The sequence below is a fragment of the Paracoccus laeviglucosivorans genome (assembly GCF_900182695.1).
In the GTDB taxonomy this organism is placed as follows: domain Bacteria; phylum Pseudomonadota; class Alphaproteobacteria; order Rhodobacterales; family Rhodobacteraceae; genus Paracoccus; species Paracoccus laeviglucosivorans.
This window is the reverse complement of record NZ_FXTK01000017.1, coordinates 30,602-48,847: the sequence shown is the minus strand read 5'-3', so window position 1 is coordinate 48,847 and position 18,246 is coordinate 30,602. Positions and strand designations below refer to the sequence as shown.

At 62.4% G+C, this 18,246-nt stretch carries 21 protein-coding genes; 13 read left to right on the top strand and 8 right to left on the bottom strand.

Annotation, left to right across the window (positions count from 1 at the left end):
• The first annotated feature begins 6 nt into the window (after positions 1 to 6).
• Both FN835_RS15835 and FN835_RS15830 read left to right on the top strand, forming a co-directional pair.
• The gene (locus FN835_RS15835) at positions 7 to 663 is read left to right on the top strand and encodes an exopolysaccharide biosynthesis protein (protein ID WP_185958720.1); all 657 of its coding nucleotides are present in this window, start codon (positions 7 to 9) and stop codon (positions 661 to 663) included.
• A gap of 13 nt (positions 664 to 676) precedes the next feature.
• On the top strand, positions 677 to 2,230 hold the full coding sequence (locus FN835_RS15830; RefSeq protein ID WP_142664201.1) for a TerC family protein: 1,554 nt from the start codon (positions 677 to 679) through the stop codon (positions 2,228 to 2,230).
• A gap of 115 nt (positions 2,231 to 2,345) precedes the next feature.
• Here the strand turns inward: FN835_RS15830 and FN835_RS15825 are convergent, their stop codons facing one another.
• A complete protein-coding gene (locus FN835_RS15825) occupies positions 2,346 to 2,555 on the bottom strand; it encodes a DUF4287 domain-containing protein (protein ID WP_185958718.1) in 210 nt (69 codons plus the stop codon).
• Positions 2,556 to 2,765: 210 nt separating this feature from the next.
• Here FN835_RS15825 and FN835_RS15820 point away from each other — a divergent pair, with 210 nt between their 5' ends.
• Entirely contained in the window at positions 2,766 to 3,812 is a 1,047-nt protein-coding gene (locus FN835_RS15820; RefSeq protein WP_142664199.1) for an NAD(P)-dependent alcohol dehydrogenase, read from the top strand.
• A gap of 61 nt (positions 3,813 to 3,873) precedes the next feature.
• Positions 3,874 to 4,269, top strand: a complete 396-nt coding sequence (locus FN835_RS15815) for a (R)-mandelonitrile lyase (protein ID WP_142664198.1) — start codon at positions 3,874 to 3,876, stop codon at positions 4,267 to 4,269.
• A 149-nt stretch (positions 4,270 to 4,418) separates the two neighbouring features.
• Here the strand turns inward: FN835_RS15815 and FN835_RS15810 are convergent, their stop codons facing one another.
• Positions 4,419 to 4,697: a hypothetical protein gene (locus tag FN835_RS15810; RefSeq protein ID WP_142664197.1), complete on the bottom strand. Its 279-nt coding sequence runs from the start codon at positions 4,695 to 4,697 to the stop codon at positions 4,419 to 4,421.
• 360 nt (positions 4,698 to 5,057) lie between these two features.
• Here FN835_RS15810 and FN835_RS15805 point away from each other — a divergent pair, with 360 nt between their 5' ends.
• The 8 genes from FN835_RS15805 to FN835_RS15770 all read left to right on the top strand — a co-directional run bounded on the left by FN835_RS15805 (position 5,058) and on the right by FN835_RS15770 (position 11,551).
• Positions 5,058 to 5,738, top strand: coding sequence for an RraA family protein (locus FN835_RS15805; protein WP_142664196.1), 681 nt, complete (start codon positions 5,058 to 5,060; stop codon positions 5,736 to 5,738).
• The gene (locus FN835_RS15800) at positions 5,735 to 6,949 is read left to right on the top strand and encodes an aminotransferase class I/II-fold pyridoxal phosphate-dependent enzyme (RefSeq protein ID WP_142664195.1); all 1,215 of its coding nucleotides are present in this window, start codon (positions 5,735 to 5,737) and stop codon (positions 6,947 to 6,949) included. Before FN835_RS15805 ends, FN835_RS15800 begins: the two co-directional genes overlap by 4 nt.
• Positions 6,950 to 6,975: 26 nt before the next feature.
• Complete coding sequence (locus FN835_RS15795) at positions 6,976 to 7,797, top strand: ABC transporter substrate-binding protein (protein ID WP_142664194.1); 822 nt, start codon at positions 6,976 to 6,978, stop codon at positions 7,795 to 7,797.
• Positions 7,798 to 7,859: 62 nt separating this feature from the next.
• Entirely contained in the window at positions 7,860 to 8,555 is a 696-nt protein-coding gene (locus tag FN835_RS15790; RefSeq protein ID WP_142664193.1) for an amino acid ABC transporter permease, read from the top strand.
• A complete protein-coding gene (locus FN835_RS15785) occupies positions 8,548 to 9,237 on the top strand; it encodes an amino acid ABC transporter permease (RefSeq protein WP_142664192.1) in 690 nt (229 codons plus the stop codon). Before FN835_RS15790 ends, FN835_RS15785 begins: the two co-directional genes overlap by 8 nt.
• Positions 9,234 to 9,977: an amino acid ABC transporter ATP-binding protein gene (locus FN835_RS15780; protein WP_425467477.1), complete on the top strand. Its 744-nt coding sequence runs from the start codon at positions 9,234 to 9,236 to the stop codon at positions 9,975 to 9,977. Before FN835_RS15785 ends, FN835_RS15780 begins: the two co-directional genes overlap by 4 nt.
• Positions 9,974 to 10,897: a LysR family transcriptional regulator gene (locus FN835_RS15775; protein ID WP_142664191.1), complete on the top strand. Its 924-nt coding sequence runs from the start codon at positions 9,974 to 9,976 to the stop codon at positions 10,895 to 10,897. Before FN835_RS15780 ends, FN835_RS15775 begins: the two co-directional genes overlap by 4 nt.
• A gap of 144 nt (positions 10,898 to 11,041) precedes the next feature.
• Entirely contained in the window at positions 11,042 to 11,551 is a 510-nt protein-coding gene (locus FN835_RS15770) for an AmiS/UreI family transporter (protein ID WP_142664190.1), read from the top strand.
• 18 nt (positions 11,552 to 11,569) lie between these two features.
• On the opposite strand, the gene FN835_RS15765 is transcribed toward FN835_RS15770, so the two are convergent.
• Genes FN835_RS15765 through FN835_RS15745 form a run of 5 tightly spaced genes read right to left on the bottom strand, consistent with a single transcriptional unit; the run spans position 11,570 to position 16,510 of the window.
• A complete protein-coding gene (locus FN835_RS15765) occupies positions 11,570 to 12,607 on the bottom strand; it encodes a carbohydrate kinase family protein (RefSeq protein ID WP_142664189.1) in 1,038 nt (345 codons plus the stop codon).
• 16 nt (positions 12,608 to 12,623) lie between these two features.
• Positions 12,624 to 13,616, bottom strand: coding sequence for a beta/alpha barrel domain-containing protein (locus tag FN835_RS15760; RefSeq protein WP_142664188.1), 993 nt, complete (start codon positions 13,614 to 13,616; stop codon positions 12,624 to 12,626).
• Complete coding sequence (locus FN835_RS15755) at positions 13,617 to 14,399, bottom strand: ATP-binding cassette domain-containing protein (protein ID WP_142664187.1); 783 nt, start codon at positions 14,397 to 14,399, stop codon at positions 13,617 to 13,619. It abuts the gene before it with no gap.
• Positions 14,396 to 15,415, bottom strand: a complete 1,020-nt coding sequence (locus FN835_RS15750; RefSeq protein WP_142664186.1) for an ABC transporter permease — start codon at positions 15,413 to 15,415, stop codon at positions 14,396 to 14,398. Before FN835_RS15750 ends, FN835_RS15755 begins: the two co-directional genes overlap by 4 nt.
• Before the next feature lie 60 nt (positions 15,416 to 15,475).
• A complete protein-coding gene (locus FN835_RS15745) occupies positions 15,476 to 16,510 on the bottom strand; it encodes a sugar ABC transporter substrate-binding protein (protein ID WP_142664185.1) in 1,035 nt (344 codons plus the stop codon).
• Positions 16,511 to 16,663: 153 nt separating this feature from the next.
• Between FN835_RS15745 and FN835_RS15740 the strand changes: the two genes are divergently transcribed.
• The gene (locus tag FN835_RS15740) at positions 16,664 to 17,791 is read left to right on the top strand and encodes an ROK family transcriptional regulator (protein WP_185958717.1); all 1,128 of its coding nucleotides are present in this window, start codon (positions 16,664 to 16,666) and stop codon (positions 17,789 to 17,791) included.
• Between the two features lie 18 nt (positions 17,792 to 17,809).
• Here the strand turns inward: FN835_RS15740 and FN835_RS15735 are convergent, their stop codons facing one another.
• Complete coding sequence (locus FN835_RS15735; protein WP_142664183.1) at positions 17,810 to 18,115, bottom strand: hypothetical protein; 306 nt, start codon at positions 18,113 to 18,115, stop codon at positions 17,810 to 17,812.
• Positions 18,116 to 18,246: the final 131 nt, after the last annotated feature.

The window sequence follows — 18,246 nt, the reverse complement described above, 5'->3', positions numbered from 1 at the left end:
AGGGACATGCTCCTCCCTTCGTCGGAAACCCCCTCCTCCGGTGCGCCGGAGGAGGACCGAAGTCGGCTGCCGCTGTCGGTCCTGATCGAACAGCTGGCCGCAGCACCGGGCAAGGATCGCATTTCCGTCGCCCGCCTGATCGAATGGTTCGAAGGCCGCGCCACATTGGCGCTGCTTCTGGTATTCGGCATTCTGAATATACTGCCGAACCCGCCCGGCTCATCCGTCGTGCTGGGCCTGCCGATGCTGTATCTGGCGGCGGCGCTGATGCTGGGCCGACCGCCGCGCTTTCCCGCCGTCATTACCCGGCGCGGTCTGTCGCAATCCATGTTCCAGACCATTGCGCGCCATTCGCTGCCCATGCTGCGACGGGTCGAACGCATCCTGCATCCGCGCCTTGACGCACTTGCCTCGCCCCTGGCCCTGCGCATTTCGGGCGCGCTTTGCGTCCTGCTGTCGCTGATCCTGATCCTGCCGATCCCGCTGGGCAATATCCCGCCCGCCGCCTGCATGTGCCTTCTGGCACTGGCCGCCGTGGCCCGCGACGGGCTGTGGACGCTGATCGGCTGGGTCGCCTCGATCCTGTGCGTGACGCTGATGGCGGGCGTCACCATCGCCAGCATCCACCTGATCGCGCAATTCGCCCTGCGCCTTATTTCCTGATATGGAGTTTCCCGTGCTATTCGAATGGATGTCCGATCCCGCTGCCTGGGCCGGACTTGCCACGCTGATCGTGCTTGAAATCGTTCTGGGCATCGACAACCTGGTCTTTATCGCCGTGCTGGCCGACAAGTTGCCACCGCATCAGCGCGACCGCGCGCGGATGATCGGCCTGACGCTGGCGCTGCTGATGCGGCTTGGCCTTCTGGCCTCGGTCGCGTGGATCGTGACGTTGACGCAGCCGCTGTTCAGCCTGTTTGGGCACCCCTTCTCGGGGCGCGACCTGATCCTGATTTTCGGCGGGCTTTTCCTGCTGTTCAAGGGCACGATGGAGCTTCACGAACGGCTGGAGGGCTCGTCTCACCATCAGGAAGCGAACCCCGTCCATGCCGTCTTCTGGCAGGTTCTGGTGCAGATCGTCGTGCTGGATGCGGTGTTTTCGCTGGACAGCGTGATCACGGCGGTCGGTATGGTCGAACATCTGTCGGTGATGATGATCGCCGTGATCGTGGCCGTGGGCGTGATGATGCTATCGGCAAAGCCGCTGATGGCTTTTGTGTCGCGCCACCCGACGGTGGTGATCCTGTGTCTTGGGTTCCTGATGATGATTGGCTTTTCGCTGATCACCGAAGGGTTCGGCTTCCACATTCCCAAGGGCTATCTGTATGCGGCCATCGGCTTCTCGGTGGGTATCGAGGCGCTGAATCAGATCGCGCGCCGCAACCGCGAGCGGGTGCTGACCACCGGCGATCTGCGTGATCGCACGGCGGGCGCGGTGCTGCGGATGCTGGGCGGCAGCCGGGGCGAGGAGTTGGGCGGCGCCGCTGATGCCATCGCCCAGCAGGCCGAACAGCAGGCGATCTTCGGCCCCGAGGAAAAGGACATGATCCGTTCCGTCCTGACGCTGGCCGACCGTCCCGCCACCTCGGTCATGACGCCGCGCGGCGAGGTGGACTGGCTGGATCTGGACGCGGATGAGGCGAGCTTGCGCGAACAGATCCTGACGCAAGGCCATTCGCGTTTCCTGCTGGCGCGCGGCAGTCTTGAGGCATTCGTGGGCGTCGCGCTGGCCAAGGACATCCTGCGCGACCTGATGACCCAAGGGCGCATCGACCTGCAGAACTCGGTCCGCGAGCCGCTGGTGGTGCATGAAAGCCTAAGCGCGCTGCGCCTGATGGAGCAGTTGCGAAAATCCCCGGTGCAACTTGCCGTCATCGTCGATGAATTCGGTGCGCTGGAAGGCATTGCCACGCCCACCGACATTCTGGAGGCCATCGCAGGCGAATTCCCCGACGAAGGCGAAGAGCCGATGCTGGCCGAGGAGAACGAGGACGGCTCGTGGCTGGTCAGCGGCTGGATGGACATTCGCCGTGCCGCCGATCTGCTGAAGGCCGACTTGCAGGATTCGGCCGAGCGTTATTCGACGCTGGCGGGCTATATCCTGTGGACGCTAGGCCGCCTGCCCGAACAGGGCGAGGTGATCCGCGCGGGCGAACTGACATTCGAGGTGATCCGCATGGAAGGCCGCGCCATCGAAACCATCCGCGCCTCGCGCAGCGCAATTGCATAAAGGACAGACCGGCGCTTTCGGGTGCCGGTCTGTCAAAGTCGGGCATGGCTGGGAATGTGAAGCATCGTCGCGACAATGCTTGGCCGGTGATCCAACTTCCGTGGCGTGATCGGCGCTAGTCCTTTTCGGACCGCAAAGTATCAGCCACCAGCGCGTTGGCGTGTCCATGCCCCAGCCCGTGTTCCTGCTTGAGCCAGGCGACTAGCTCCATATGCTTTTGGGTCGGCCTTGCCCGGATCATGTCCTTCCAGTCCTGAATGGGACGACCATATTTCGCCTCGATCGACGGGAAATAGGATGCCGGGCCTTTCACTGCGTCGGTCATGTCACGCGCTCCGTGTGGGATAAGGAAAAGTGGATCAAGTTTTCCCGCATGGGTCAACGATCCGATTTCCATGCGCCGCCGGCCCTGACCTTGACATGCGCCGAAAACGCGCGGTTCTTGCGTCACATAGACGTGCTATGTCAGCGCCGTGCAGAACGAAACGAGCTTTGCCAGCTTTCTGCCGTCGGAACGCAAGCGAAAGGAAATCCTATGACCATTCTTGCTTATGGCACATCCGCGGGCGACCAGCCGCTGGCGCAAATGCAGATCAGCCGCCGCGACGTGGGGGACCACGATGTGCGGATCGAGATCGCCTATTGCGGAATCTGCCACTCGGACCTGCATCAGGCCCGCAGCGAATGGGCGGGGACGCTGTATCCCTGCGTGCCGGGTCATGAGATCGTGGGGCGCGTTGCGGCGGTGGGGGGGCATGTCGCACGCCACAAGGTCGGCGATCTGGTCGGTGTCGGGTGCATTGTCGATAGCTGCCAGCACTGCGCGGAATGCGATGATGGGCTGGAAAATTACTGCGACGGCATGATCGGCACCTATAACGGTCCGACCGCGGACGCGCCCGGCCATACACTGGGCGGCTATTCGCAGGCGATCGTGGTGCATGAACGCTATGTGCTGAAAATCACCCATCCCGAGGATCAGCTGGCCGCCGTGGCGCCGCTGCTTTGCGCGGGTATCACCACCTGGTCGCCGCTGCGCCATTGGGGTGCCGGTCCCGGCAAAAAGGTCGGTGTCGTCGGTATCGGTGGTCTGGGGCATATGGGGCTGAAACTGGCCCATGCCATGGGCGCGCATGTCGTGGCCTTCACCACCTCGGAAAGCAAGCGGGACGATGCCAAGGCGCTTGGCGCCGATGAGGTGGTCGTGTCGCGCAACCGCGCCGAAATGGCGGCGCATGTGAAAAGTTTTGACTTCATCCTGAACACTGTGGCTGCGCCGCATGATCTGGATGCGTTCCTGACGCTGCTTAAGCGCGACGGCACCATGGCGCTGGTCGGGGCGCCCGCATCGCCGCATCCGTCGCCCAATGTGTTCAACCTGATCATGAAGCGCCGCAGCCTTGCCGGTTCGATGATCGGCGGCATCCCAGAGACGCAAGAGATGCTGGATTTCTGTGCCCAGCATGGCATCGTGTCGGATATTGAGATGATCCGCGCCGACGGGATCGAGCCGGCCTATGAACGGATGATCCGGGGCGATGTGAAATATCGCTTTGTCATGGACATCGCCACGATGGGGTGATGACCATCACCGGGGCGGCGCGATCTGCCGCCCCCATCCAAGCTGCAATCAGGGGGACCACATGAAGATCACACGCTCGGGCCAGACGCCTTCGTCGGTCGGACCCGCCGACTGGTTCACCGGAACGGTGCGTCTGGACCCACTTTTCGCAGCCGAGGCACCGGGCCGCGCGGTCGGGGCGCATGTCACGTTCGAGCCGGGCGCACGCACCGCATGGCATACCCACCCCGCCGGTCAGACATTGATCGTGACCTTCGGGCGCGGGCTGGCACAGCGCGAAGGCGGCCCTGTCGAAGACATCCGCGCGGGCGATGTCGTCTGGTTTCCGGCGGGCGAAAAGCACTGGCATGGCGCGGCCCCCGATACCGCCATGAGCCATATCGCCATTCAGGAAACCATCGACGGCAGCGCCGTGACTTGGATGGAAAAGGTCAGCGACGCAGATTACCGCGGCTGAGGGCGCTGCGATTGCCCGACCAACGTCGTGATTTCATAGCAGAAGGCTTGCGCATCCGCCGACTTCGCCCTGTGGATACATCAGGGGGCGGGTCTGCTGCATTCGTCATGCCGAAGGCGTATGACGCGCCGTTCAGGGAATCCGGGCGGCTAGCGGTGGATGCGCCGCTCGCGGAATGGCCAGGGTTCGCTTGATCGTCGTTCGACCCAAGGGGCGATATGGACGCTGGCGAAATCGTTCGTGCCAAAGCCGTGTATTTCCCAGTCGCTCATCACTTCCTCGGGGGGTCGCCGGGTTCGATAGGTCAGGCGATTGCCGATCCAGACACAGGTCTCGGCCTCGGCCGGGGTCAGGATTGCGGTTTCGATTCCGCGTCGAATGGCGGGATTCAGGTCGCTGTCACCACGGAATGTAATCGAAATTCTCATCTTGCTCCCCTGCAACATTGCGGGCGGGGGGCGATTGCGAACGCATCACCGCCCGGCTTCCCAAGGAGATACTGGGTCATCCCATGCTACGCGACTTCCGTCGGCACTGTGTCGATTTCGCGACATTTGAAGGCCAAGATGCCGTTGATCACTGAGCCTGGTTCAAATTCGACAGTCCATTCGGCCTGCCTGCCGCATCCACATTCTGATCGAATATAAGGCAGCAACCTTTCATTCATGCCTGTGGATCCAGCCGTATCATTACGCACGAATTTTATTCTGATCTGGTCAGGAAATTAAATCGTTTGCACCAAATCCACGAAAATTGTTCCAACGTCTCCGAGATCGGAGAACGTAAAAATGCAAAAAATTGGCTTTCGGATTGCGCAGCGACCAGACCATCGCACCTCGTCCGAGGTGCTTGAGGCGTATCGCAAGCTGGGCGTGGCGCAGGTCACCGATTGCATGGGTCGTCTTTACGGCTCGGTCGGATTGACGCCGCTGAACGGGCCGGGCCTGCGGGTCGCGGGGATTGCGCTGACCGTCAAGACGCGGCCGGGTGACAACCTGCTGATCCATCAGGCCATCGACATGGCGCAGCCCGGTGACATCATCGTTGTCGATGGTGGCGGCTGCGTTGCGAATGCGCTGGTGGGCGAGCTGATGATGATGCAGTCCATGAAACGCGGTGTGACCGGATTCGTCATCGACGGTGCCGTTCGCGACGCCGAGGCATTCGATGCTGCGGGCTTTGCCTGCTTTGCCCGAGGCGTTTCGCATCGCGGCCCCTTCAAGGACGGCCCCGGCGAAATCAACGTGCCGGTCAGCGTCGGCGGATTGGTGGTCCAGCCCGGCGACGTGGTGCTGGGCGATTGCGACGGCGTTGTGGCCATCCCCGCCAGTCATGCCGAAGACCTGCTGCAGCTGGCCCAGGCCAAGGCTCAGGCCGAGGCCCGCGGCATGGAACGCATCAAGGCCGGAACCTACGAAAAACCCTGGCAGGCCGCTGCTTTGGCGCGGCTGGAGAAAGATTACAAATGACCGTCGTTTCCGCTCGTATGCGGCAGGTGAAGCTGTCGCCCAGCGTTGCCGCTCGCATCATCCTGAACCAACTTCGCGAGGAGGGTCGCCGCATCATCGACATGACGATCGGAGAACCGGATTTCGCAACACCCGACCACATTTCCAAAGCTGCCATTGATGCAATCATGCGGGGCGATACGAAATACCCGCTGTCGCAAGGCACGGTCGCCTTGCGCAAAGCGGCGGCGCTTCGCATCAGTCTGGATACCGGGCTTGAATATCCGCTGGATCAGATCATCGTCAGCACCGGTGCCAAGCAGGTGCTTTACAACGCCCTGACCGCGACACTTGAAGCGGGCGACGAGGTGATCATTCCCGCGCCCTATTGGGTGTCTTATCCCGATATGGTGGAACTAAGCGGTGGCGTTCCCGTGACGCTGCTGACCCAAGCCGCATCGCAATACAAGATCACCCCCGATGCGCTGCGGGCGGCGATTACGCCAAAGACCAAGTGGCTGATGCTGAATGCGCCCAGCAACCCTTCCGGCACGGTCTATGATCTGGCCGAACTTGCTGCGCTGGCGGATGTTCTGCGCGATCATCCGCATGTCTGGATCATGACGGATGACATCTATGCCCGGCTGACTTTCGATGGTGGACCGGCGCCGCATATCCTGCAGGCAGCGCCCGATCTTGCGGATCGGACGCTGGCGGTGAATGGCGTGTCGAAATGCTATGCCATGACCGGCTGGCGCATCGGTTACGGTTCGGGGCCCAAGGATCTGATCAAGGCGATGGCCGTCGTGCAGTCGCAAAGCACCTCGGGGGCCTGCACCATCAGTCAGGCGGCGGCGACTGCGGCGCTGAATGGCCCACAGGATTGCGTCGAGGATTTCGCGCGGTCTTTCAAGGAACGTCGCGATCTGGCGCTGACGATCCTGGCCGACGCGCCGGGTCTGAATGCGGTATCGCCCGACGGCGCTTTCTATATCTTCCCGGACTGTTCGGCCCTGCTTGGATCGACAGCCCCCGATGGCAGCGTCATCGCGACCGATGCCGATCTGGTGCAATACATCCTGCGCAAGACGGGTGTCGCGCTGCTGGACGGCATGTCTTATGGCGTGCCGGGAACATTCCGCCTGTCCTTCGCCTCGGCCCCCGATGAGGTTCGCGAAGGTTGCGAGGCGATTAAGTCGGTCTGCAAGGAACTGGCTGAAAACAAGGCCTGAAAGGCTTACCAACAGGAGAACTGGACATGAAACTGAAACATTTGTTCCGCATCGCGGCCATTGCGATTCCCTTGTTTGCGGGCGTGGCGCAGGCCGACCAGCTGGCCGACATCAAGACCCGCGGCACGCTGATCTGCGGCACGCTGGGCACGTCCGAGCCGTTCAGCTTTCAGGACGCGGCATCGCGCCAGCTGGTCGGCTATGACGTCGATATCTGCAAGCTGGTCGCGGCCCGACTGGGCGTCGCGGTCGAATACAAGCTGCTGGCTGTGGCCGCGCGTATCCCTGAACTCGACAGCGGTCGCGTGGACGTGCTGGCCGCCAATCTGGGCTGGACGGCAGAACGTGCCGCGGAAATCAATTTCAGCCACCAGTATTACGTGACGCCGCAAAAACTGCTGGTGCGTTCGAATTCCGACATCCAGACCATCGAGGATCTGAAGGGCAAGCGTATCGGCGCGACCAAAGGCTCCAGTTCGGAACGTGTGATTCAGCAGACCCTGCCGGAATCGCGGATCATCGGCTATTCGGACAGTCCCGCCGCATTTCTTTCCCTGCAACAGCGCAAGATCGACGCGCAATTCGCGTCCGAACTGGTGCTGGCGCGGCTTGTGAACCAAAGCCCTGAAAGCTCGCCCACGCGCATCCTTGAAAAAGCAGTCGTCGATGAGCCGTGGGGTCTGGGCGTGCGCAAGGGCGAAGACGCCCTGTTGGCCGAGGTCAACGCAGCTCTGGACGAGGCTGAAACCTCGGGTCAGGCCGTAGCGCTGTTTGACAAATGGTTCGGAAATCAATCCGTCTACAAGCTGACGCGCTCGTTCAAGATCGAGCCCATCGCAGTCCAGTAATCCCGGCTTGTGCCGAAGGGTCGCGCGGGTTCCCGCGCGGCTCGTTTCCTTAAGAGGCTTGCATGGATTTTCTGCTTCCAGCGGACCAGATGGCGCTACTGCTTGGTGGCGTCCGCACGACGGTCCTGCTTTTTGCAATTGCCTGGGTGATCGCCTTTGCCCTGGCCATTGCCCTTGTCGTCATCCGGGCGACGGATTACCGCCCTTGCCGCTGGTTCGTGGACGCATTCGTCGCCTATCACCGCAACGTGCCTTTGCTGGTGCAGGTGATGTTCTGGTATTTCGGGATGCCCGAATTGCTGCCGGAAACCATCCGTTTCTGGCTTTACGACCACAATGCCGAATTCTGCTTTGCCGTGATCGCGCTGGCTCTTGGCAGTGCGGCATATCAGGCCGAGGACATCCGCAGCGGCCTGCGCGCCATTCCGGCCACGCAGTTCGAAGCCGCCCGCGCGCTTGGCTGCAGCTATCTGGAAACGATGCGTTACATCGTGGTCCCGCAGGCTTTGCGCATCTCATTGCCGCCGCTTGTGGGTCGCGCGCTGTTGCTGTTCAAGAACACCTCGATCGCGATGGCGATCGGCGTCGCCGAGCTGACCTACCGGACCCGCGAAATCGAAAACCTCACCTTCAAGACTTTCCAGATTTTCGGGATTGCTACGGTTCTATACCTGATCGGCACCTTCTCGTTGATGGCCTTGGGCAGCTGGATCGAACGTCGCACGACGCCCGGACGCAAGGAACATCGCAATGCTTGAGATCATTCAGGACTACTGGCTGACCTTCCTGATCGGGCAATATCCGAACGGACCGCTGGGCGGGCTGGCGATGACGCTGATCGTCGCAGTGCTGAGCATTCTGATGTCGTTCCCCATCGCGATCGGGTTGGCTGTCGCCCGCAGTTCGACCTGGCGCTGGCTGCGTCTGGCAAGCGCCTGCGTGGTGAATTTCGTGCGCGGCATTCCGCTGCTGATGCTGATCTTCTGGTGCTATTTCGTCATCCCGATCATGACCGGCTATGCGGTCAGCGGGTTCTGGACACTGGTATGCGCCCTGACCATCTATGAGGCGTCCTATCTGTCCGAGGTCATCCGCGCCGGTATCGCCTCGATCCCCAAGGGCCAGACCGAGGCGGCGCGCTCGCTGGGGGGCAGCTACATGCTGACCGTGCGCAGCGTCGTGTTGCCACAGGCCCTGTTCAACGTGCTGCCCGGCATTACCAGCCAGTTCATTTCGACCATCAAGGAAACGTCGCTGGGTTACGTGATTGCAGTGAATGAGCTGACCTTTGCGGCCAACCAGATCAACAACCAGCTTCTGACGCAGCCGTTGCAGGTCTTTACCATCCTTGCGGTAATCTACTTCCTGCTGTGCTTCCTGCTCTCCCGCGGCCTGTCGGCCATCGAAACATCCATCCGCCGAAAGAGAGGTCTGCTATGACCGCCGCCATCGTCAGCCTTGATCATGTGAACAAATGGTATGGGCCGCATCACGTCCTGCAAGACGTCTCGCTTGAGATCGGCAAGGGCGAGGTCGTGGTGATCTGCGGACCCTCGGGCTCGGGTAAATCGACGCTGATCCGCACGATCAACGCGCTTGAGCCGATCCGCGACGGCAAGCTGCTGCTGAACGGCGTCGATGTGCACGGCAAGGGCACGGACCTGAACAAGCTGCGCCAAAGCGTGGGATTCGTGTTCCAGCAGTTCAACCTGTTCCCGCATATGAGCGTGCTGGACAACGTGACCTTTGCCCCGATCCGCATCCAGAAACGCCCCCGCGCGGAAGCCGAGGCGCTTGCGCGGGAATTGCTGGCAAAGGTGGGTCTGGCCGAAAAGGCGGACAGCTTCCCCGGCTTTCTGTCGGGTGGTCAGCAACAGCGTGTGGCAATCGCCCGTGCGTTGGCCTTGCAGCCGCCGGTCATTCTGTTCGACGAACCGACCTCGGCCCTTGACCCCGAGATGGTCGGAGAGGTCTTGCAGGTCATGAAGTCCCTGGCTCGTGACGGGATGACCATGGTGTGCGTGACGCATGAAATGGGATTTGCGCGCGAAGTGGGCGACAGGATCGTCTTTATGGATCAGGGCCGCATTGTCGTTGATACGACCCCGGAATTGTTCTTTGATGCGCCCGACCACCCGCGGATCAAGCGCTTCCTGTCCGACGTCAAGGGAGAGCATTGATCCGCCCCGACCAAGGGGCCAAGGCTGCATTGTTCACGCTCAAACAGCTTGAGGCGTTCTATGTCAGCGCGACGCTTGGCAGTTTCACCGATGCGTCCCGTCGGCTGGTGATGACGCAATCCACCATCGCCAAGCGGATCGGTGAGCTTGAAGCAGCGGTGGGTGCGCCGCTGTTTCTAAGGCTGGGCAAGACGCTGAAGCTGACCGAGGCCGGAGAGCGGCTTTTGCCCGGCGCACAAGAGATGATGCGCCTTTACGAGCGGGTCTCACAGACGATGGCACCCGGTGCGGATGTGGTCGGCCATATCCGCATCGGGGCAACCGATCTTGTCGGGTTGACATGGCTTTCCGCGCTGATCCAGACGATCAAGGAACAATTCCCGAAAGTTCAGGTCTTGCCGGAAATCGACGGCGGCGTGCGTCTTTACGAACGCCTTGGGCGCAATGAACTGGATATTGTCATCATGCCCGGTCCCTTTGCGGGTCCGGGCTTTGCCATGGTGCCCGTGGGTCAGATCTCCAATGCGTGGATGGCGAGTCCGTCATTCCAACTGCCCGAAGGCCGCCTGACGGCGCAGCAGATTTCCGACCTGCCGGTGATCGGGCAGCCGTCCAATTCCGCGCTGACCCTGCTTTACACCAACTGGTTTGAGGAAAACGGTTTTGCGCTGAAGAACGTGCTGCTTTGCAACAGCCTTGGGATGGTGGCCAAGCTGACTGTGAACGGGCTGGGGATCAGCTATCTTCCGGCAAAGCATTTTCAGCCGCAGATAGATGCGGGCGAATTGATGGTCATCGACGTGACCCCGACCTTGCCCCCTGTCACCTATTACGCGATCACCCGCCGCGATCCGTCTCCGCTGGAAAAGAACATCCTTCAGATCATTGATCAGGTTCAGACCTTTCAGCCGATCGGCTAAGGCGCCGCCTGCGTTGCGGCGCCCCATTCCCCATGATTTCCGAACGCTGTTTATCGCTGTGGCGCGATAGTCGCCGCCCTGCCGCCCGGATAGCCAGTGATTGCGCGGCTAGGTCCGGGCAACGGACAGCAAGGGGGGCAGGGCTTGACGGGGTTTGTTCTGTTTTACGTTGGTGCCGTTCTGGTCATCAACGGACTATGGCTGCTGGATCGGATCGACGGGCGCGAGATCGTCGTCATCAATCTTGTCACGGCAGTCGTCTCGGGCGCGGTCGTGCTGCATGACGCATTCGGCGTGGGGGCGAATGCAGGTTCGATCCGAAACGCCACTTTGTCGCTGCTGTTTTGCACGACCTATCTTTGGGTGGCGTGGAACCGGCTTTCGGGCGGCGACGGGCGCGGCCTTGGGTGGTTCAGCCTGTTCGTGGCGGTGACCGCAGTGCCGGTCGCCAGCCGTGGTTTTCTGGGCGCGGGCACCGGGGCGGAATTCTGGATGGCGGCAAACTGGCTGGCATGGGCAGTGCTGTGGTTTTTGTATTTCATGCTGCTGACAATGCGCCTGCATATCGCACGCATAGCGGGGTGGATCACATTGCTGACCGGCATATTCACCGGCTGGCTGCCGGGTTATCTGATGATCGAGGGCATGTTGTAAGCCGCGCGGGTAGGTCTGTCAGCCTGCCAGCTCATCTTCGATCCTCAGGGGGGCGCGCCAGCCATATTCGTCGGCCAGCGCAAGGCAGGTTTCGGCCGACTCGACCGCGCCATAGGTATCGACTGAACGCAGCGAGGCCGCCGCAGACGCATGGGCAAGCCGCAGGCAGTCGGCAACCGGCTGGCCGCGATGCAGGGCGCAGAAAAATCCCGCCGCAAAGGCATCGCCCGCGCCATTCGTGCCCTTAACCGTGTCCTGCGGCACCTTGGCCGAGGACTGGGCATGGACCGTGCCGCCGCGTTCGACCGCCAAAGCGCCGCCGGGGAAATGCACGGCGACCAGCGACATCGCCCCGCGTTCCAGCACATCGCGGGCCGCCGCCACCACGCGGCCCGGATCGGTGCGGCCCTGCGGCAGCGTGTCGATGCCCGCCAGCGCGCCGATTTCGGCATCATTGACCACCAGATAATCCAGATGCGGCAGGCAGGGCAGGACCAACGCCCGCAATTGCGCCCGGTCGATGGTCATCAGTTCAAGATTGGTGCGTAGCCCCGCTGCACGCGCGCGGCGCAGCACCGTGACCCAGCCATTCGCGTCCTGATCCCAAGGCGCGTCCATGACGGCATGGGTGCCGGGCAGGCCCAGATGCAAAATACGCGCCGGGATGTCCGCGAAGTCGAAATGATCCGGCGTCAGGTGGTCGCTGGATTCCGCCTCGAACAGATGGGTGCGGCTGCCATTGTCCTGCGCGGTAAAGGCGAAGGTGCGATGCGTCTGGATGCCAGGATCGACATGGAAGCGTGCGGTGATGCCGTTTTCCTGCGCGATGGCACGCAACAGCGCGCCATCGGCATCGTCGCCGCAAAGGCCGATGGTCCAGACCGGGATCTCGGGCGCCAGCCTGCGCATGTCCACCGCGAAATTGCAGCCCGATCCGCCGCCCTGCCGCGTCGTGGCAAGGATGCGGTTGGCGGTTTCCTCGCGCGGCCAAGCGGCAAGCACCATGTTGTAATCGACGCACCAGGTTCCCCCGGTCACGAAACCATGTCGTTCCATGCGTGGTCTTTCCGTGTCAGGCGGCGGCTTTCAGCACCGCCTCGGTGATTTGGGCATCTTCGTCCAAGGCGCGGGTCGGCGTGATGCCGTTGCGCTGAAGGCTGCCGTGATATTCGCGCGTGGCCTGATCGGAATTCAGATCGCCATCGGCCACGGCGCGCATCATCCGCACCATCTCCAGCGGGTCATCCGCCAGATTGATCTTGCGCCCGAATAGCGCCACCCGCGCGCCGAAGCGTTCGATCTGGGCGATCAGTTCCAGACAGTCGCGCGTCGTGCCCGCGCCGCCGCCAAGGATGCCCACGGTGATCGAGGGGTCATAGCCCGCCAGTTCCTCAAGCGCCTTGGGGCCGTTATAGGGGATCTTCAGGAATTCCGGGCGCTCGCGCGTCGACAGGCCCGCAAGGCAGCGCACCATGGCGTCATTGACGAAGGCGGGCACGTCTTCGGGCGCAAGGCCCTTGGGCGCGTTGGGATTGAAGACCTCAAGGAAATACTTGAAATCGCTGGCCAGCGCATCGCGCCGGAAATCGGCGAAGGCGTTCAGGGACGCATAATCCGCATCCAGATCATTGTTGAAGGTGATCGAATACAGTCCCAGATCGCAGCCCAGCGATTTCGCCACCGCAGGATCGGCGGTGCGGAACGGGCGCGAGGGCTGCTTGGCATATTCCGCGCCCCGGAACACCCAGACGTCGGTCGTGTCATTGGCGCGGATCGCGGGCTTGACGCGGCTGTTGCTGTAAACCCCGCGTTCGTTCAGCGCCTCAAGGTTGGAAACCGAGGTCAGCATGATGTCCACGACATCCTGCTCGATGATCTCCTGCACCTTGTCCAGAAACTCGGTCCGGGTGCGATAGCGCGACCATGTGCCGTCCTTGGCGCGGTTCGGCCCCGAGGAATTGATCGACGGCCCCATGTCGCCGTCCTTGGCGTCTGCGATGATGAAATCACCCTTGGCATATTTGCCCGCGCGGATGCGGGCCAGCTTTTCGTCCATCCGATACATTCAAGGCTCCTGTGAAATGGAATTGGGTGGGGGCTGCATGGCCCCGGTCATGATCGCGACCGCATCCGACATGCTGATCTGCGACGGTTCGACCTGTGCGATGCGGCGACCAAGTCGGTGGATATGCACACGGTCGGCAATCTCGAACACATGCGGCATGTTGTGGCTGATCAGCACGATCGAGATGCCGCGCGAGCGCACGTCGCGGATCAGGTCCAGCACCTTGCGGCTTTCCTTGACGCCAAGCGCTGCGGTGGGTTCGTCCAGAATGACGACGCGCGAGCCAAAGGCGCAGGCCCGCGCGACCGCGACGCCCTGACGCTGACCGCCGGACAGAGTTTCGACCACCTGATCGATGTTCTGGATCGTCGCCAGCCCAAGGTCGGACAGGTGCTTGCGCGCCTCGGCCCGCATCCGTCCGCGGTCCAGCATCCGGAACAGGCTGCCGCGCAGGCCGGGTTTGCGATATTCGCGGCCAAGGAACAGGTTGTCCACGATGGTCAGGGCAGGGGCCATGGCCAGTGTCTGGAACACCGTTTCGATCCCCTTGGCGCGGGCATCCATCGGGCTGGTAAAGCGCACGGGTTCGCCGTTCAGCCGGATCTCGCCGCTATCGGGGCGCAATGCGCCCGCAAGCGCCCGGATCATCGAGGATTTCCCCGCGCCATTGTCGCCGATGACGCCCAGAATCTCGCCCGGATACAGATCGAAATCGACGCCATCCATCGCCACGACGCGGCCATAGGATTTGCGCAAATCGCGGGCGGACAGGATCGGGGTCATGCCGCGATCCTCCGTAGCCACTGGTCGAAGCCTACGGCCATGATGATCAGGCATCCGATGGTGAATTCCTGCCACAGCACGTCCAGACCCGCCAAGGCCAGACCGTTGCGAAAGAACCCCACGATCAGCGCCCCGATCAGCGTCCCCAGGATCGAGCCGCGCCCGCCGAACAGCGATGTGCCCCCGATGACGACGGCAGTGATGCTGTCCAGGTTTGCCGATGCCCCGCCCAAGGGGCTGACCGCACCGATGCGCCCGATCAGCACCCAGCCCGCCACGCCGCAGATGCCCCCCGCCAGCAGATAGACCGAAAACAGCACGCGCCGCGTGTTGATGCCGGACAGGCGCGCAGCCTCGGCATCGTTGCCTGTGGCGTAGATGTGGCGACCGTAAGCGGTGCGGTTCAGCATATACCAAAGGAAAACCGCTAGCCCCAGCATCAGGATCGACCCCAGCGTCAGGCGGGCCGCACCCACCTGCATCGCGGTGCCGGTCCATTGCAGGATTGGCGCGGTGGCTGCGATTTCCTGTTGGCGGATCGTTTGCCCGCCGGACCAGAATTGCACGACAGCGTTGAAGATGCTCCACGTGCCCAGCGTCACGATAAACGGTGGCAGGCGCAGCAGCGTGATGAACAGGCCATTCAACGCCCCGCAGATGCCGCCCGCCGCGATCCCCGCGACCAGCGCCAGTTCCGGTGGCCAGCCATAGGTCAGCGCCAGCTGCCCCATCACGACCGAGGCGAGCACCATGATCGCGCCGACCGACAGGTCGATCCCGGCGGTCAGGATGATCAGCGTCTGCGCCAGCGCCAACATCCCGATCACGGTGACCTGTTGCAGGACCAGCGACAGGTTAAACGGGTGGAAAAAGCGTTTCCCCACGATCATCGAAAAGATCGCCAGCCCGATCACCAGCACCAGCAGCGGGATCACGGTGGGATTGCCATGCAGGAAGTTGATGACGCGCTGGCCCCAGCCCCCGCGTTCTTCGAATTGCGGCGTGTCGGACGGCATCCTTCACCCCCATTGTCAGGTTATGGATGCGGCCCGCGCATGTGGCGGGCCGCGATTTGGTCAGCCCCAGCATTCCTTCAGGGCTTCCTCGGAGGTGATGGATTCCAGCCCCTCGACCGGCTTGTCGGTGACCAGCTTGACGCCGGTATTGGTAAAGGTCAGCCCTTCGGACGGCTCGGGGACCGTGCCGTTCTTGGCGTGTTCCACGATCGCCTCGACCCCCAGCGACGCCATCAGCAGCGGGAACTGCATCGAGGTCGCGCCGATCACGCCGTCCGCCACGTTCTTGACGCCCGGACAGCCGCCATCGACGGATGTGACCAGCACGGAACCGTCATCCTTGCCCGCAGCCTTCAGTGCCTCCCAAGCCCCCGCAGCCGTGGGTTCGTTGATGGTATAGACCACGTTCACGTCAAAGTTCTTTTGCAGCAGCGTTTCCATGCCGTTGCGGCCGCCCACCTCGGAGCCCTCGCCCATTTCGTGGCCGACGATGCGCGGATCGTCTTCGTCGCCGCGTCGGTTCACGTCTTTGGTGTCGATGCCGAAACCGTCCATGAAGCCCTGATCGCGGGCCACATCGACCGTCGGCTGGCTCTCATGCGCGTCGATAAAGGCGATATGCGCATCCGCTGCCTTGTCGCCCAGCGTGCGTTTGGCCCATTCGCCGATCAGCTGGCCGGCGTGGAAGTTGTCGGTGGCGAAGGTCGCCTGTGCGGCCTCCATCGGTTCCAGCGGCGTGTCCAGCGCGATGACCAGAATGCCCGCATCGCGCGCCTTCTGGATCGTCGGCACGATGGCCTTGGTATCTGACGCCACGATCAGGATGCCCGAGGCCCCCGCCGCAATCAGGTTTTCCACCGCCTGAACCTGCGTGTCGTTGTCGCCGTCGAACTTGCCCGCAAAGGCCTGGAACTTGACGCCCAGCTCTTTTGACTTGGCCTCGGCCCCCTCGCGCATCTTGTAAAAGAACGGGTTGGGGTCGGTCTTGGTGATCAGGCCGACCAGTATCTCTTTGTCCTGGGCTTGGGCCGCGGGAAGCGACAGGCAAAGCGCCGCCACAGCCCCGCCTAAGGCGAGCCAGCTGTTTTTCTTCATTATTCCCTCCCTTTACGCGCTCCTCAACGCGCAGAGACAAGTGAAATGCTGTCACATACTTCTGTCAATAAAAACATTGTATCGGCTAGTTTTGTGCAATATTATACAAAAGACGATCGCCATCACGCTGCAACGCGGAAAGCCAAGGAAATCATGCGCAAAGACGCTGGTTCTGCCATCTATCAGCTTGTCCGCCGCGGGCAGGCCGAAACCCAACGCGACATCGAGGCAGAGACCGGACTATCCCGCGGAACGGCCACGCAGAGAATCAGCGAACTGATCGCGGCGGGTCTGCTGATCGAAGGTCCGACACGTGCATCGGGTGGGGGCAGGCCCGCGCGCGGCTTTCTGGTCAATCCGCATTACCGCAACGTCGTGGGCGTCGATCTGGGCGAAAGTCAGGGCCGCGCCTGCCTGTTCGACTTGTCCGGCGCGAAGCTGGATCAGCAGGTCTTTGCGCTGGACCTGCGCGCCGATCCGGGGGTCACGCTGGATCGCGTCGAGGATGCGGTGGCGATGCTTGACGTCTCGGCCATGCGAAGCGCGCCCATCGCGGCGGTGGGGCTGTCGGTGCCCGCGCCGCTGGATGTCGCTTCGGGGCGGGTCGCCATGCCCTCGGTCATGTATGGCTGGGAAAATCTGGATATTCGTCAGGCGCTTGGCGCGCGCATCGGCCTGCCCGTGGCGGTGGACAACGATGTGAACCTGTTATGTCTGGCCGAACAGCGGCTGAACTGGCCGAATTGCCGCAACTTCGCCTTTATCAAGATTGGCACCGGCATCGGCTGCGGCATCATGGTCGGCGGGCGGCTGATGCGCGGCGCGTCGGGCACGGCGGGCGACCTGGGCCATATCCAGCATGGCCTGCAACCTGCGCCGCTGTGCCGCTGCGGCAAGGAAGGCTGCACCGAGGCACATGCCGCAGGCTGGGCCTTGGCCCGCGACCTGCGCGGCCTTGGTTTCGACTGTCAGGATGCCCGCGACGTCATGGCTCTGTGGCTGCGCGGCGAACCCGAGGCGCTGGCCGCACTGAACCGGGGCAGCCGCGTTCTGGGCAAGGTCGCCGCCGATCTGGTCGCGATGGTCAATCCGCAGGTGCTGGTCATCGGTGGCCAACTGGCCCGCGCGGGCGAAGCGATGCTGGCCGGCGTGCGTGAGCTGATCTATCAACGCTGCCTGCCCTTGGCGACGCAGCAGCTTGTCATCGCGCTGGCAGCCGAGACCGACGATCTTGGCGTGCTGGGCGCGGCCTGTCTGGCGATGGATGAAATCGAGGTCTAGGTGCGTAGCGCGCCCGGATCACCGGATGCGCCGTTCCCGTGCCGTCCATTTCCGGTTGCGCCGCCGATCGACCCACGGCCCGGTGCTAACGCTGGCGAAATCACTGCTGCTGAACCCGTGCAATTCCCAATCCGCGATGACCTCTTCCTCGGTCCGGTCGGTCCGATAGGTCAGTCGCCCCGCGATCCAGACGGCAGTCTGCGCCTCGGTTGATGTCAGGATCACCTGTTCGATACCACGTCGAACCGCCGGACTAAGATCGGTGGTCCGTTCGAAGGTGATCGAAATTCTCAGGGCTTTTCCTTTCAAAGACTCACTGATCATCATAGCGTCCTGTTGAGCCTTTCCGTCGGTCACGCGCATCGTTGTTGTGTATCGGGATGGCACGGCGCGTTATAATTCAACTTTGTGACAATGGTAGCCAGAATCTGGCAATTTCTTACATAGATCAAGCA

Bases quoted from the DNA above. Each gene is read 5' to 3' on its own strand.
- FN835_RS15790 (WP_142664193.1), top strand. From the start codon at position 7,860: ATGGATTTTCTGCTTCCAGCGGACCAGATGGCGCTACTGCTTGGTGGC.
- FN835_RS15785 (WP_142664192.1), top strand. From the start codon at position 8,548: ATGCTTGAGATCATTCAGGACTACTGGCTGACCTTCCTGATCGGGCAA.
- FN835_RS15765 (WP_142664189.1), bottom strand. From the start codon at position 12,607: ATGGAACGACATGGTTTCGTGACCGGGGGAACCTGGTGCGTCGATTAC.
- FN835_RS15820 (WP_142664199.1), top strand. From the start codon at position 2,766: ATGACCATTCTTGCTTATGGCACATCCGCGGGCGACCAGCCGCTGGCG.
- FN835_RS15795 (WP_142664194.1), top strand. From the start codon at position 6,976: ATGAAACTGAAACATTTGTTCCGCATCGCGGCCATTGCGATTCCCTTG.
- FN835_RS15735 (WP_142664183.1), bottom strand. From the start codon at position 18,115: ATGATCAGTGAGTCTTTGAAAGGAAAAGCCCTGAGAATTTCGATCACC.
- FN835_RS15810 (WP_142664197.1), bottom strand. From the start codon at position 4,697: ATGAGAATTTCGATTACATTCCGTGGTGACAGCGACCTGAATCCCGCC.
- FN835_RS15760 (WP_142664188.1), bottom strand. From the start codon at position 13,616: ATGTATCGGATGGACGAAAAGCTGGCCCGCATCCGCGCGGGCAAATAT.
- FN835_RS15745 (WP_142664185.1), bottom strand. From the start codon at position 16,510: ATGAAGAAAAACAGCTGGCTCGCCTTAGGCGGGGCTGTGGCGGCGCTT.
- FN835_RS15800 (WP_142664195.1), top strand. From the start codon at position 5,735: ATGACCGTCGTTTCCGCTCGTATGCGGCAGGTGAAGCTGTCGCCCAGC.
- FN835_RS15750 (WP_142664186.1), bottom strand. From the start codon at position 15,415: ATGCCGTCCGACACGCCGCAATTCGAAGAACGCGGGGGCTGGGGCCAG.
- FN835_RS15815 (WP_142664198.1), top strand. From the start codon at position 3,874: ATGAAGATCACACGCTCGGGCCAGACGCCTTCGTCGGTCGGACCCGCC.
- FN835_RS15740 (WP_185958717.1), top strand. From the start codon at position 16,664: ATGCGCAAAGACGCTGGTTCTGCCATCTATCAGCTTGTCCGCCGCGGG.
- FN835_RS15805 (WP_142664196.1), top strand. From the start codon at position 5,058: ATGCAAAAAATTGGCTTTCGGATTGCGCAGCGACCAGACCATCGCACC.
- FN835_RS15755 (WP_142664187.1), bottom strand. From the start codon at position 14,399: ATGACCCCGATCCTGTCCGCCCGCGATTTGCGCAAATCCTATGGCCGC.
- FN835_RS15780 (WP_425467477.1), top strand. From the start codon at position 9,234: ATGACCGCCGCCATCGTCAGCCTTGATCATGTGAACAAATGGTATGGG.
- FN835_RS15835 (WP_185958720.1), top strand. From the start codon at position 7: ATGCTCCTCCCTTCGTCGGAAACCCCCTCCTCCGGTGCGCCGGAGGAG.
- FN835_RS15825 (WP_185958718.1), bottom strand. From the start codon at position 2,555: ATGACCGACGCAGTGAAAGGCCCGGCATCCTATTTCCCGTCGATCGAG.